Source organism: Acinetobacter sp. ABJ_C4_1 (assembly GCF_044538495.1).
GTDB classification, from domain to species: Bacteria; Pseudomonadota; Gammaproteobacteria; order Pseudomonadales; family Moraxellaceae; genus Acinetobacter; species Acinetobacter nosocomialis_A.
Genome location: NZ_JBIUCQ010000023.1, coordinates 23,788 through 37,487 on the forward strand (window position 1 = coordinate 23,788; position 13,700 = coordinate 37,487).

Below are 13,700 nucleotides of genomic sequence, written 5' to 3' on the forward strand. Positions count from 1 at the left end.
AGTAGCTATGAACACTACAAGTTATCATAACAATCAGGCGATTTGGACCGAACTTTTACCCGGAGGACATCACTGGTCGGGTCGTATTCAAAAGGGAACTATTCTTAGATTTACATCGCTTGGCACTCAGGCAAATGTTTCTTTGTTTTGTGTAAATGCTGCCGATGTGCTTGAACGTTTTAACATGCCCGACAGTTTAAAAGGGCAACACACCGCCTATTTAAAAGCTTCCAATGTATTGTACTCAGACCTTGGCCGTGTCATGGCTTCCATTGTTCGTGATGATCATGGTTGGAATGATGCACTTTGTGGCCCAAGCCGACCAGAACAAATTGAAAAGCAATTTGGGATACGTACATTTCAAGATGCCCGCAATGATATGTACCAAAACGGCTTAGACAGCTTACTCATTGAAATGTGTAAATACGGGCTTGCCAGTCAAGACCTGAGTGCCACGGTTAATCTATTTTCTAAAGTTACACCAGATGAAAACGGTGCTTTGTCTTATGTCAGTTCTGATAACACCAATCAAAGCATTGAACTGCGTTTTGAAATGGACTGCCTGCTATTTTTATCTGCTGCGCCGCATGGTTTAGACACCAGCCCAAGCTATCAACCAGCCGATATTCAACTCAGTTTATTTAAAGCCAATTCTTTAACAGATAGCGATATTTGTCGTGATGCATGTTCGCAAAATCAGCGCGCGTTTCAAAACACTGCCCGCTACTACGCGCTTAGCAATATTTAAATCAGGAGAAGCATCATGACAGTTTTACAATCATTTGAAAAAGCAGTTTTAAATGAAGTTTGTCCTGCGGGTGAAGCGTGGATGTGCGAGGTTAAAAAAGGCCAATATTTTCGAATTATTGACCTTGAGGGAAATCAAGCGGTCGATACTTTGTTTATGAGTGCCGAAAACCCGACTGAGCGTTATAGCGCAATGGATACTTTGGCTATCAACCAACAAATCTATTTAGAAAAGGGCACCAAGCTCTATAGTAACTTTGGTCGTCCAATTGCCATTATTCATGATGATAACTGTGGTCGCCATGACACCATTGGTGGTGCCTGTTCATGTGAAAGTAATACGGTTCGCTATGCACATGAAACGTATCCAATGCATAGTTGTCGTAACAACTTTATGTATGCCTTGGCAAAACACCCGATTGCAAAAAAGCATGGCTTAAATGTCCGTCACATCGGCCCAAACATTAACTTTTTTATGAATGTGCCTGTGACACCAGACGGACAGCTTAAATTTGATGATGGAATTTCAGGGCCGGGGAAATATGTCGAAGTTCGGGCAGAAATGGATTTAATTGTTTTAATTTCTAATTGCCCCCAGCTCAATAATCCATGTAATGCCTACAACCCAACCAAAATTCAACTGGTTGTCCGTGAAGCGGAAGGGGTGTAAGCATGTTTAAAAAAGTTCTAATTGCTAACCGTGGTGCAATTGCCTGTCGCGTAATTCGCACCCTTAAAAAACTCGGGATCGTTTCGGTTGCAGTTTACTCCGAAGCCGACCGTGATTCGTTACACGTGACTTTGGCCGATGAAGCTTTCCTAATTGGTCCTGCACCTGCCCATCAAAGTTATTTAAATATTGAAAAAATCCTTGAGGTAGCGAAACAATCTGGTGCAGAAGCCATTCACCCCGGGTATGGTTTTTTGTCTGAAAATGCCGAGTTTTGTGATTTGTGCGAAAGCCAAGGTATCGCTTTTATTGGGCCAACTTCAAGCCAAATGCTCGATTTTGGTTTAAAACATACCGCGCGTGAGCTGGCTATTAAAAGCAATGTGCCTTTACTTCCGGGTAGCTCATTACTGGCTAATGAGGCCGAGGCCTTGTTTGAGGCAGCCCGTATTGGTTATCCAGTCATGCTAAAAAGTACCGCGGGCGGTGGTGGTATTGGTATGCGTCTGGTCTGGAACGAAACCGAGTTAAAAGATGCCTATCAAACCGTGTCTTATTTGGCGCAGGTCAATTTTAAAGATGCAGGTTTGTATTTAGAAAAATTTGTACAAAATGCACGCCACATCGAAGTACAAATTTTTGGTGATGGGCAAGGGCAAGTTTTAGCGTTGGGTGAGCGTGATTGTTCGGTGCAACGCCGTAATCAGAAGGTCATTGAAGAAACACCCGCGCCCCACTTAAATGAACAACAACGTGACTACCTGCAAAAAGTTGCGATTCAACTGATGCAGTCGGTGAACTACCGCTCGGCAGGCACGGTTGAGTTTGTTATGGACACCGAAACCCAAGAGTTTTATTTCTTAGAGGTCAACACGCGTTTGCAAGTCGAGCACGGTGTGACTGAACAAGTGTTTGGTGTCGACTTAGTCGAGTGGATGGTTACATTGGCAAGTGGCGATTGGTCCGCACCAACAGAACAGTTAGAGCCAACAGGACATTCCATTCAAGTTCGTCTTTATGCCGAAGACCCAATTAAACAGTTCCAGCCGAGTGCAGGCCTGCTTACACACGTTAAATTTGACCCGCAAGCACGAGTCGAAACATGGGTTGAAACAGGTTCAACGGTATCGTCTTTTTATGACCCAATGATTGCCAAAATCATTGTGACTGCTGCAACACGGGACCAAGCCATACATGCAATGAGTGCTAGCCTTGCCAACACGCAAGTCGCTGGTATCGAAACCAATCTGGAATATTTGCAAAACATTATTGCTTGCAATGTGTTTGCGTTAGGTACTCAAACTACTCGATTTTTAAATACGTTTGAATGGAAAACTCAAAAAATTGAGGTGTTGCAGGCTGGTATTCAAACCGCCATTCAAGACGTAACAGGTCGATTAGGTTATTGGGATGTTGGGGTGCCGCCATCAGGTGCCATCGATCCACTCAGTTTAACTGTGGCAAACCAGCTTTTAGCCAATGAGCCAAATACCGCAGGGCTTGAATGTACCTTGCAAGGACCAACTTTAAAGTTTCACTGCGACAGCCAAATTGTGATTACGGGCGGTGAGATGCTTTCAAAACTTGATGGAGAACTTGTGCCGATATGGCAAACCATCAATGTGAAAAAAGGCCAAGTTTTAAAATGTGGGCTTATCCGTTCAGGCTGCCGTAGCTATATAGGCGTGAAAGGTGGTTTCGATGTTCCTGAGTATTTAGGGTCACAGGCGACTTTCACTTTAGGGCAGTTTGGTGGGCATGCAGGCCGTAATTTATTAATTGGTGATATGCTGCCGATTACTGAATATTCCGCTCAATCGACCACAGCTTTAGCTCAAGCACAAATTCCAAGCTTTACCCAAAACTGGGAAATTGCAGTCATGTATGGCCCACATGGCGCGCCAGATTTTTTCACCAAACAAGATATTGATACCTTCTTTGCCAACGAGTTTGAAATTCACTATAACTCAAGCCGTACAGGCATTCGTTTAATTGGACCAAAACCTGAGTGGGCACGTGAAGACGGCGGTGAGGCAGGTTTACATCCTTCCAATATTCACGATAGTGCTTATGCCATTGGCGCAATTGATTTTACTGGCGATATGCCAATTATTTTGGGTCCGGATGGTCCAAGCTTAGGCGGCTTTGTTTGCCCTGCGGTAGTCATTCATTCCGAGCTTTGGAAAATTGGGCAATTAAAAGCAGGCGATAAGGTCAAATTTATACCTGTGAGTTATGCGCAAGCAAAAATACTCGATCAAAAATATCATCAAAGTTTAACCGCGACTGATACAACTCAGATTAATTTTAATCCAGCTATTCAAGCAGAACCTGACACTTTAAAAGATGCCGTTTTAGCAACTTTAGACAGTGAAGCTGACTTACCAAGCGTGACCTATCGACCAGCAGGAAATAGCTATTTGTTGGTGGAATATGGCGAATTAGTACTCGACCTAAACTTACGCTTCCGTATTCATGCACTCATGCAATGGGTCAAAGATCAAAACATTCAGGGCATTATCGACTTAACACCGGGCATTCGTTCACTACAAATTCATTTTGATTCAATCCAGCTCGATCAACTGGAGCTTCTACAGAAACTTCAACAAGCAGAAGCCGAGTTACCTGATATTCAAAATATGCAGGTGCCTTCACGGACTGTCTATTTGCCTTTGGCTTGGGAAGATTCACAAACTCAGCTTGCTACCGAGCGCTATACGCAAATTGTTCGTCCAGATGCGCCTTGGTGCCCAGATAACGTCGAGTTTATTCGCCGTATTAATGGCTTAGCTTCTAAGCAAGCAGTTAAAGATGTGGTCTATAGTGCGAACTATTTGGTGATGGGTTTAGGTGATGTGTATTTAGGTGCACCTGTTGCAACACCACTGGACCCACGCCAACGCTTAGTCACCACAAAATATAATCCGGCACGAACTTGGACGCCTGAAAATGCCGTCGGTATTGGCGGTGCTTATATGTGTGTGTACGGTATGGAAGGGCCGGGTGGCTATCAGTTTGTTGGCCGTACCACTCAAATGTGGAGTCGTTACCGTAAAAATGCCAATTTTGAAAAAGGCAAACCATGGTTATTACGCTTTTTTGACCAAGTTAAGTTTTATGAAGTTTCTGAGACTGAACTTCTACAAATGCGTGAAGACTTTAAGGCAGGTCGTCTAAAACTTCGTATTGAAGATGGTGTGCTTAACTTAAAAGAATACAACGAGTTTTTAAAAACACATCAAGACAGCATTCAAGCCTTTAAAGATACACAACAAGCCAATTTCGAGGCTGAACGCCGCCGTTGGCACGAAGCGGGCTTACAGGAATACATCTCTGAAAGTCTAGATGCTGTTGATGAAGGCGAAACTGTGGTTATTCCTGAAGGAGGCTGTGCAGTCGAATCACACATGCCGGGTTCAATCTGGAAAATCGAATGTGCATCAGGAGATATTGTTGAAGAAGGTGCAACCCTTGCAGTGATTGAGGCAATGAAAATTGAAATTCCGATTATTGCGCCTGAACGCATGAAGGTTGAAACCATTACCATTGAAAAAGGGCAAACCGTAAAAACAGGACAAGTGCTATTTACCTTGGCGCCTGTTGCTTAAACCAAAAGAGAGCATCAATATTGATGCTCTCTTTTTATCTTATGCTTCGTTCAAATGCTTTAATACTTTATGACCATGTTCAACCGCTTTTAACTTAATTGCAGACTCTGAATGACCTGATAACGGCGAAACTTCATAAAGCAAGAATGTGCTACTTAACTGCATTTGCGTATATTGAATTGAATATTGAACCGCTTTTAAAAAGCTATCGATTAAGTTTTCCCGATCATTCACCATATCGTCTTCTTTTTGCCCGACTGTCATACTAATAATGACTTTTTTGTCTTTTAATTTATCGCCTTGAGAGCCATAAGCAAACTGATAAGTAAAAACTTCATCAAACCATAACTTCAAAATTGCCGGCATATTAAACCAGAACATTGGATATTGCAGGATGATGGTGTCGTGGCGTAACAAGGCTTCTTGTTCGGCACTCACGTCAATTTGGTAGTCTGGATAAAGTTGGAAAATATCTCGTACTTCAAGGTCCGGATAGGTTTTTATAAGTTCATTCACTATCGTTTTATTTGCAATTGATTGAGTGTAGTAGGGATGGGCCAAAATAAGTAAAGCCATAATAATGCCTTGTAGCTATAAAAATCATAGTCACTATAATTTTTATAGTAAGAGTGTACAATAACTATCAAAGTTGATAGGTGGCGTTAAAAATGGCAAATACTGAAAATAAATGTGAAATCAGCATGAATGGAAAAACGTATCCATGTCATATCAGTATGGCTATGGATTTGGTGGGTGGAAAATGGAAAGGCGTTATTTTGTATTATCTAAAAGATGGGCCAAAACGTTTTAATGAAATCAATCAATTAATGCCCACCATCACAGAAATGACCTTAAGCCTTCAACTTAAACAATTAGAGCAAAGTGGCTTAATCTCTCGAACCGTTTATGGTGAAAAAGCACCGATTAAGGTGGTCTATGAAATGACCGAATTAGGTCAGGCTTTTAAACCTGTTTTAGAGTCTTTATCTGTCTGGGCGCATACGATGATTAATCAGTCATAAGACTAAAAACATTAAAGTATTGAATAAATTAGACTATGTGCGTGTGAATGAGGCATTTATTTCTTTTATTTTCACACAATTTAAAAAAGAGTTATTAAAAATGAATGGTAATGAGTCTACTTTAATTAAAGAAGATTTTCCTGTTTCTTGGATGTATAAGTCAGGCAATGTTGAATATTTATCTATTCCATATATTCATGGTGACATTTGTATCTTTGGACTGCCTTTAAGTGAGGTTGATAATGAATTCACTGTAACAGACTTTCCCAAAAAAACTCGAACAATTTATTCACTTTGTTCTACTAAATTTTATCCTTATCTTAACCGTATGATCGAATTAGAGTTAAATGAAAAAGTAGAATTTATGTTGATAGGTTTGCAGCATGAATATATTGATTTTAATAAGAGTTTTTTTGATGACTTTAGTGAAATGAGCAAAGCTTTAAGTAAAAAATACTTTCCTAAATTAAAAGTGTTCAAATATGGATTTGATGAACTCTATGTCAATGAATGCAGAATATATCCTAATTTAGGTGACATCACAGAAATTATAGAGAAAATGCCCGCTTTAGAGATATTAGAGATTAATGGAGCATTTGAATTAACAAAGTCTTTAAATTTCAAATATTTAAAATCATTGTCTATAGAGGTGGATTTAGGTATTGAAGACTGCAACGATGTTATGGCAATTAGCCAAACGACCCTTGATTTTATAATGAGTTCAAAAATTAGTGAACTAGAAAATTTTGAACTCATTATTAATAATAATGACTTGAAATATAATCTAAATTTAGAACTTTTTAAAAGTTTAGACTTAGATAAATTAAACAAAGTTTCTATATCTGGAAGCTTTCAAAAAGATTTAGAAGTTGAAATCTATAATTTATTGAGTAGCAAAGTTAAAAATATACGGATTAACAAATGATTTCTCTAATTTTGTTGCTGTTTAATTTGCGTTAAAAGCTAATGATAATATTTAAAGCCCCATCCCTGTGCATGGGGCTTTTTTCTGCCCAAAAATCACTCATAAATATCCATCAAACCCATCAAAACTCCGCTTAAAAATTGGCACATTTTCTGCATCTCATATCAGTAATACAAAAACTGAATTTGGTAATACCAAGCTAGAGGTGCGATATGAACGATGTAAAACCTGTGATTCAACCAAAGCCAACTTTAAAAGCCTTTTTAGTCGAATTGCTCAGCGTACGTGCAGGCATATATATCAAGCAAAACAATCAGCTGCCTAAGACAAAAGGATAAGACTGTGGCAAAACAAAAGCTTGCTCGAATCAGTATTACCGTACCTGAAACGACACTTAACGCACTCGATCAAAAAATTGTCGAGCAGAACTATGAAAGTCGCTCGCAAGCCATTGTCGACATGATTAATAAACACCTGATTGCGGAGCAGGCACAGGCCAATGAAGTCATGGTGGGCACTTTGACGCTACTTTATGACGCTAGCCAAATGACCTTACGCAATCAATTGGTCGATTTACAACAACAGTTTTTAGCACAGGTGATTAGTTCACTTCATATTCAGCTCGACCAACAAAAGATATTGCAAGTCATGTTAATGCAGGGCGCGAGCTCTGAGCTTAGACAAATTAGCCAGCAATTTATTGTGCTGAAAGGGGTAATCAAAGGCCATCTAGAACTGATGGATGCCGTCATGCCGCCTATACAGCAAAATGACTAAATGAGGAGTAGCGTGTTGAAAAATTTATGGACCATCCAAGACTGGAAAACAGCATATCAAAACGGGCAAATCCATCTTGAAGATCTGATCAGCTATGTTGCAGAAATTAAAAATGATGATCATGCATGGATTGAAATTGCATCGAACGAGCAGATTCAATCGCAAATTGATATTTTAAAAGACCAGAGTATTGCTGACTTACCTCTATATGGTGTGCCATTTGCAGTTAAAGACAACATTGATGTCGCTGGCTTTCACACTACTGCTGCCTGTAAAGAAGTTCAATATTTAGCGACTCAAGACGCTACCGTAGTTGCCAAGCTGAAAAAAGCAGGGGCGATTGTGGTTGGTAAAACCAACCTCGATCAGTTTGCGACTGGGTTGGTGGGCGTTCGCTCTCCCTATGGCGCAGTAAAAAATAGTTTTAACCCCGAATATATCAGCGGTGGATCAAGCTCTGGCTCGTCAGTAGTGGTTGCAAACGGCATTGTGCCTTTTAGTCTAGGAACAGATACGGCGGGGTCAGGGCGTGTTCCTGCTGGCCATAACAATATTGTGGGCCTTAAACCGACAAAAGGCTGGTTTTCTACCACAGGTCTAATTCCTGCCTGTCGGACTATTGATGTCATTTCTATTTTTTCACTGCATATTGATGATGCGTGGACCGTTGCCAATTTAATGCAGGGCTATGATGAAACAGATGAATATTCACGAATACATCCAGCCAATATACCGACTCAATTTTCTAAACGAAAAATTGCCATTCCAGCTCAGCTTGAGTTTTATGGTGATATTGAATCTGAAAAAGCCTTTTTAGTTGCAATTGAGCGCGTAAAAAAACTGGGCTATGAAGTTGAGAGTATTGATTTCAGCGTGTTTAATGAACTTGCTGCCGCACTGTATAACGATGCTTGGGTAGCGGAAAGAACAGTCGCCGTTGAACGCATGACAACACGTGAAAAGGCTCATCCAGTCATTGCCCAGATTATTGCGCAGGCAGATAAATTCAAGGCAATAAATGCACTTCAAGCCGAATATAACCGCGCAGTATTAGCTCGAAAAATTAATATGGCATTACAACCTTTTGATGCCTTGATGGTTCCGACAGCGCCAACCATTTACACCATTGCCGAGGTTGAAGCCGATCCTTTAACTAAAAATGCGCACATGGGGGCCTATACCAACTTTGTTAATTTTGCTGACCTTTCTGCTTTAGCTTTACCTAATGTACTTCGTGAAGACGGTCTACCAAGCGGTGTAACCTTTATTGCACCAGCTTGGCACGATCAGGCACTCGCCAATTTTGCGCAGCTTTGGCAAACCGAGACATCGCTGAGTTTAGGTAAATCAACTCAACATTATCAAAAAAGTATAAACATCCATTCGAATCATTCAGTACAGCTTGCCGTTGTGGGAGCACATTTAACAGGCATGCCCCTTAATTTTCAGCTCACTAGCCGTAATGCCACTTTGCTCAAGAAAACTCAGACGGCAGATGCTTATAAACTCTTTGCCTTAAAAAATACCACACCACCAAAGCCAGGCCTGCAGTGCGATGCAGCAGGTACGTCAATTGAAGTCGAAGTATGGGATGTTCCTTTAGCAAATTTTGGAGCCATTGTGGCTGAAGTACCTGCACCACTTGGTATTGGGAACCTGAAAGTAAAAGATGGTACATGGGTTAAAGGCTTTATTTGCGAAGCGTATGCCATTCAGGATGCAATCGATATTAGCCATTTTGGAGGTTGGCGAGCTTACATACAGTCACTCAATCAAACCGCTCAAAGTGTCGTTAGTAAAAATGTTGGGGAAGTTTCTATATGATTAAAAAAGCGTTGTTATCCGTATCTATTTTATCGGCAGTTGTATTGGGTGGATGTGACAATACGGCTAAAGTGCCCGAGGCTAAACAAGATGCTCAGGCAGCCGCAAATTCAAAACCAATTACCATCGGCTATAGTGATTGGCCGGGCTGGGTGGCTTGGCAAGTGGCTATTGAAAAAGGCTGGTTAAAAGAAGCAGGGTTAAATGTAGAGTTTAAATGGTTTGATTATTCCGCGTCGCTTTCGGCTTTTTCGGCAAATCAGCTCGACGCTGTGTTGGTCACCAATGGCGATAACTTGGTAACAGCTTCGGGCGGTACGCAAGGCATGATGATCATGGCAACAGATTATTCTGCGGGCAATGATGTCATTATTGCAAAAGAGGGCATTAATACCATTCAAGACTTAAAAGGAAAATCGATCGGTGTCGAAAAAGGCTTGGTTGACCATCTTTTATTGGCAACAGCTTTAACCGACCATAACATTAAATCAAATGAGGTAAAGCTGGTAAATTCAGCGACGAACCAATTACCTCAAGTGTTTAATAGCCCAGATATTTCCGCGATTGCTGTTTGGCAACCCGTTGCAGGTCAGGCATTAAAAGCAGTGGCAGGCTCTAAAATTATCTATACCTCTAAAGACAAGCCGGGTTTAATTTACGACACCTTAACAGTCAACATGAGTCATTTAACAGCTCATCAAGAGGAATGGAAAAAAATCATTCAAGTGTGGGATAAAACAGTTAAATATATTAATGACCCTGCAACCCATGCCGATGCGGTTAAAATTATGGCAAACCGTTCAGGGGTTGATCCAAAGCAATATGAGTTGATGGTCAGCGGTACGCATCTATTAGATATCAATGCCAATAAAAAAGTATTTACTAAATCTCAAGGCTTTGACTCGATTTATGGCTCTAGCTACCACGTCAATAAATTTAACCTTGGAAACGGTATTTATAAAACTGAACAAAATGTAGATGGGCTAATTTATCCAACACTCATCGAACAACTCAAATAAGCCCAATCAATAAAAAAGCCCAAGATGAACTTGGGCTTTCTAATGTCTTTCTTATTTTTCTGTACTGACCTGAGTCATACGCGGTATTTTCGGTAAGTCTTGTAAAGCAGGGTCAAGCTCATCTTCTTCAGCGTGAACTAAATAATCTACCCGTGAACGGAGCTGTTTAAACTCAGGTGTGCTCATCAAATCGAGTGAGCGTGGACGCGGCAAATTAACTTCAATAATTTCCTTAATTTCACCTGGGTTGGCTTTGAGTGCCACAATTCGGTCTGCCAGTAAAATGGCCTCATCCATGTCATGGGTTACAAAAATAATGGTGATATCAATGTTGTGCCATAAATCCATTAAATGCTTTTGCATTTTTTGACGGGTGTGTGGGTCGAGTGCACCAAAAGGTTCATCCATGAGTAAAATTTTAGGTTGATTAACCAAGGCTCTAGCAATCGCAACACGCTGTTTCATGCCACCAGAAAGTTGGAGTGGATACTGATTTTCATATTTTTCTAAACCAATAATATTGATCCATTCGCGTGCTTGCGCCTCTGCTGTCATTTGACTAGCGCCGCGCATTTGCGGGCCAAACATCACGTTTTCTTTTACAGTTTTCCATGGGAAAAGGGTATAGCCCTGAAACACCATGCCGCGTTCAGGACATGGCCCCGTAATGCATTCGCCGTCTACTAAAACTTCTCCACTATGGTATGGGTCTAAACCTGCAATAACACGGCTTAGCGTCGATTTACCGCAGCCAGAAGGGCCAATCACACAAATAAATTCTCTTTTATGAATTTTTAAATCGAGCTTATTTAAAACAGTACGTTCAGTTTGACCATGTTTAAAAACTTGGCTCAGTTGTTTAGCTTCTAAAATCACAGGACGTTCATAAATTTTTTGAAAGTATTCATGCGCGTTAAATGTTGAATCGTTCATTATTTTGCTCCTACTTTCCAAGTGAACACCCGCTCACCTAATTTCATTAATACCCAATCACAGACCAGTCCAATCACTCCAATAATCAAAATAGCCGCATAAACATTGTCAAAGTTTTGATAGCGTGCCTGTTGGGTAATGAACCATGTAATACCTGAAGTCGTACCAATCAACTCCGAAACAATTAAATAGGTCCAAGCCCAGCCCAATAGCACACGTAAGTCACGGTAAATATCAGGTAAGGCAGCAGGGATCACCACATGGAATAAACTTTTGAGCTTATTGGTGCCAAGCGTATAACCAGCTTCAATTAAGCTTCGATCAACCATTCGTGTGGTATTGGCAATAATGAGAATTTGCTGAAAAAGAGTGCCGATCACAATAATGGCAATTTTAGGTGCGTCATTAATCCCTAAAATTGCCACTGCAAGCGCACCAAATGCAGGTGCAGGTAAGTAACGGAAAAACTCGACAAACGGTTCTGTTAACAGGGATATCCGCTTAGAAAAACCACACAAAATACCCAGTGGAATCCCAATTAAGGAAGAGATAAAAAAAGCTGAAAATACCAGTTTAATACTGTGCCATAAACTTTGATGAAACCATGGCGAATCAGGTTGTTCTGGTGGTGTGGTAAATGCGGTGACCAAAGCCTTAGCGACTTCATGGGGAGCGGGTAAATAAATTGGATTGACTAAAATACCTTGTGGTGGTGCAGAATCTCGATTGACTGCATTTTGTGCTTCGAGATAGAACACATTTTTATCAACGCGACTTCCTACTTGTAAGTAAGGAACACTGCCTGAACTTGTGATTTGTACTTGAGGATGCCAAACAAAAGGTAAGTAACTGATTGCGCACCAAAGACATATTTGAATAACGAAAGAACAAATACTGAGAATCAGCTTGTTCTTTTGCGTAAATTCCTTTGCAACATAACCCATATCGGGAGCTCCCCATTTTGATCAGTATTACGATTTTCATAAAACGTAATATTGTTAAGCAAAATAGGTGCCATCTTTAAGGTGCTCTAGATGAGTTAAGAAGATGAGGGAACTAAAGTTTCATGTAAATACACCCAATAACACTTTTTATCTTCTACTTTGATGCAGGCTGTGGAAGTCCGTACTGTTTCGGTTTCACTTGTTTGCTGATGTTCCTGATATTGCACCCAACAGTAATTTTCAAATTCGTATAAGGCTGTGCTTTTAAGAATAGTGATTTTTAAAGAGGGCTTTTTTCCAATATTTTGACTAAATAAGTTTTTAACTTCGGCTAAACCAATACTCTGACCTTGAACCGTAACCATCTTAAAATTTTGATCAAAACTGTTTAAAAGTGGTGTGAGACTTTGTTCTGCATTTTTGCCTGTAAATACATTTTCTATTAAAACATGTAGATCAATGACACTTTGAATGGCTTGATCCATTTGATTAAACATGGGTTTTCTCCTTTAAAACGGGAATGAGTGAAAGTAAGCAGAGTAAAGCTGCAATTAAAAAAGTATGTTGATAGCGAAGTAGATCGCTTGAGCCAGACATCAAGTTATATATCGAAATGAGAACAACAGTACCGACACTAAATGAAACTTGTCGATTAATATTCCAGAGCGCAACATATTTGTTGTATAGACCAACAAAAATAAGTAGATTTTTTAATATTAAATCCAAGATTAATGTGCAAATTAAAATATTAGAGGCATTAGCGTAAGTTAAAACGTAGCCATATTGCTCATCAGCTCAAAAGTATTGTGATTAAATAATATTAAGTATATCTATGCCTACACAAATGGACAGTACACTTAGAATACTGGTGGCAGTATTAATATCAGTAAATAAAAAGAGTAAGGCATATGAGCCAGAAGGCTACGAATCATAATTTCTGAGAAAATAAAACATAGATCGAATAAAATTCTCTTAGCTTGAGCCATTACATTCATCAAAATAATAATTTGTAATTTTTATAAAAAAACCATGTTTCAAGCAAAAAACTATAGAAAAATATGGTCGCGTACGGAGAGTATGTTTTTTAGTGCTAGGGAAGAATTAAATTAATTTTAAAAAAATATGACAGGTAGACAGATTAGTCTTGACAAATTTATTAGCTTTAGGTAAGGGCTGAATTTTTGTTAACTAAGCTTGAGTTGTTACTAACCAAATAGAATTAACTTTAATG

General features: G+C 39.9%; 13 protein-coding genes and 1 pseudogene. 9 read left to right on the forward strand and 5 right to left on the reverse strand.

Going from position 1 to position 13,700, the window contains the following annotated elements; translation table 11 throughout:
• Positions 1–7: 7 nt before the first annotated feature.
• The 3 genes from ACIF8R_RS17810 to uca are packed head-to-tail and all read left to right on the forward strand — an operon-like array spanning position 8 to position 5,025.
• Positions 8–748, forward strand: a complete 741-nt coding sequence (locus ACIF8R_RS17810; RefSeq protein WP_396482343.1) for an urea amidolyase associated protein UAAP1 — start codon at positions 8–10, stop codon at positions 746–748.
• Between the two features lie 15 nt (positions 749–763).
• On the forward strand, positions 764–1,417 hold the full coding sequence (locus ACIF8R_RS17815; RefSeq protein WP_004709583.1) for an urea amidolyase associated protein UAAP2: 654 nt from the start codon (positions 764–766) through the stop codon (positions 1,415–1,417).
• A gap of 2 nt (positions 1,418–1,419) precedes the next feature.
• Positions 1,420–5,025 (forward strand): urea carboxylase, encoded by a 3,606-nt coding sequence (gene uca, locus ACIF8R_RS17820; RefSeq protein ID WP_396482345.1) that lies wholly within the window; start codon positions 1,420–1,422, stop codon positions 5,023–5,025.
• A 39-nt stretch (positions 5,026–5,064) separates the two neighbouring features.
• Here the strand turns inward: uca and ACIF8R_RS17825 are convergent, their stop codons facing one another.
• A complete protein-coding gene (locus ACIF8R_RS17825; protein WP_396482347.1) occupies positions 5,065–5,601 on the reverse strand; it encodes an NAD(P)H-dependent oxidoreductase in 537 nt (178 codons plus the stop codon).
• Positions 5,602–5,693: 92 nt separating this feature from the next.
• Here ACIF8R_RS17825 and ACIF8R_RS17830 point away from each other — a divergent pair, with 92 nt between their 5' ends.
• The 6 genes from ACIF8R_RS17830 (at position 5,694) to ACIF8R_RS17855 (ending at position 10,592) form a co-directional block, all read left to right on the forward strand.
• Positions 5,694–6,047, forward strand: a complete 354-nt coding sequence (locus ACIF8R_RS17830; protein ID WP_396482349.1) for a winged helix-turn-helix transcriptional regulator — start codon at positions 5,694–5,696, stop codon at positions 6,045–6,047.
• A gap of 19 nt (positions 6,048–6,066) precedes the next feature.
• Positions 6,067–6,972 carry a hypothetical protein gene (locus tag ACIF8R_RS17835; protein ID WP_396482351.1) on the forward strand — a complete coding sequence of 302 codons (906 nt, stop codon included), beginning with the start codon at positions 6,067–6,069 and terminating at the stop codon, positions 6,970–6,972.
• A gap of 212 nt (positions 6,973–7,184) precedes the next feature.
• Positions 7,185–7,310 carry a hypothetical protein gene (locus ACIF8R_RS17840; protein ID WP_396482353.1) on the forward strand — a complete coding sequence of 42 codons (126 nt, stop codon included), beginning with the start codon at positions 7,185–7,187 and terminating at the stop codon, positions 7,308–7,310.
• Positions 7,311–7,314: 4 nt separating this feature from the next.
• Positions 7,315–7,749: a CopG family ribbon-helix-helix protein gene (locus tag ACIF8R_RS17845; RefSeq protein WP_001118705.1), complete on the forward strand. Its 435-nt coding sequence runs from the start codon at positions 7,315–7,317 to the stop codon at positions 7,747–7,749.
• Positions 7,750–7,761: 12 nt separating this feature from the next.
• A complete protein-coding gene (gene atzF / locus ACIF8R_RS17850) occupies positions 7,762–9,573 on the forward strand; it encodes an allophanate hydrolase (protein WP_396482354.1) in 1,812 nt (603 codons plus the stop codon).
• A complete protein-coding gene (locus ACIF8R_RS17855) occupies positions 9,570–10,592 on the forward strand; it encodes an ABC transporter substrate-binding protein (RefSeq protein ID WP_396482356.1) in 1,023 nt (340 codons plus the stop codon). Before atzF ends, ACIF8R_RS17855 begins: the two co-directional genes overlap by 4 nt.
• A 51-nt stretch (positions 10,593–10,643) precedes the next feature.
• On the opposite strand, the gene ACIF8R_RS17860 is transcribed toward ACIF8R_RS17855, so the two are convergent.
• The 4 genes and pseudogenes from ACIF8R_RS17860 to ACIF8R_RS17875 all read right to left on the reverse strand — a co-directional run.
• Positions 10,644–11,525 carry an ABC transporter ATP-binding protein gene (locus tag ACIF8R_RS17860; RefSeq protein ID WP_396482358.1) on the reverse strand — a complete coding sequence of 294 codons (882 nt, stop codon included), beginning with the start codon at positions 11,523–11,525 and terminating at the stop codon, positions 10,644–10,646.
• Positions 11,525–12,469: an ABC transporter permease gene (locus ACIF8R_RS17865; RefSeq protein WP_396482360.1), complete on the reverse strand. Its 945-nt coding sequence runs from the start codon at positions 12,467–12,469 to the stop codon at positions 11,525–11,527. The genes ACIF8R_RS17860 and ACIF8R_RS17865 overlap by 1 nt, the downstream gene beginning before the upstream one ends.
• Before the next feature lie 95 nt (positions 12,470–12,564).
• Positions 12,565–12,966, reverse strand: a complete 402-nt coding sequence (locus tag ACIF8R_RS17870) for a hypothetical protein (RefSeq protein WP_396482362.1) — start codon at positions 12,964–12,966, stop codon at positions 12,565–12,567.
• Positions 12,959–13,135: pseudogene (locus tag ACIF8R_RS17875) on the reverse strand (MFS transporter); the annotation flags it as partial. The gene ACIF8R_RS17870 and the pseudogene ACIF8R_RS17875, both read right to left, overlap by 8 nt.
• Positions 13,136–13,700: the final 565 nt, after the last annotated feature.

Coding starts and splice junctions, on each gene's coding strand:
- ACIF8R_RS17810 (WP_396482343.1), top strand. CDS start 8: ATGAACACTACAAGTTATCATAACAATCAGGCGATTTGGACCGAACTT.
- ACIF8R_RS17815 (WP_004709583.1), top strand. CDS start 764: ATGACAGTTTTACAATCATTTGAAAAAGCAGTTTTAAATGAAGTTTGT.
- uca (WP_396482345.1), top strand. CDS start 1,420: ATGTTTAAAAAAGTTCTAATTGCTAACCGTGGTGCAATTGCCTGTCGC.
- ACIF8R_RS17825 (WP_396482347.1), bottom strand. CDS start 5,601: ATGGCTTTACTTATTTTGGCCCATCCCTACTACACTCAATCAATTGCA.
- ACIF8R_RS17830 (WP_396482349.1), top strand. CDS start 5,694: ATGGCAAATACTGAAAATAAATGTGAAATCAGCATGAATGGAAAAACG.
- ACIF8R_RS17840 (WP_396482353.1), top strand. CDS start 7,185: ATGAACGATGTAAAACCTGTGATTCAACCAAAGCCAACTTTAAAAGCC.
- ACIF8R_RS17855 (WP_396482356.1), top strand. CDS start 9,570: ATGATTAAAAAAGCGTTGTTATCCGTATCTATTTTATCGGCAGTTGTA.
- ACIF8R_RS17860 (WP_396482358.1), bottom strand. CDS start 11,525: ATGAACGATTCAACATTTAACGCGCATGAATACTTTCAAAAAATTTAT.
- ACIF8R_RS17865 (WP_396482360.1), bottom strand. CDS start 12,469: ATGGGTTATGTTGCAAAGGAATTTACGCAAAAGAACAAGCTGATTCTC.
- ACIF8R_RS17870 (WP_396482362.1), bottom strand. CDS start 12,966: ATGTTTAATCAAATGGATCAAGCCATTCAAAGTGTCATTGATCTACAT.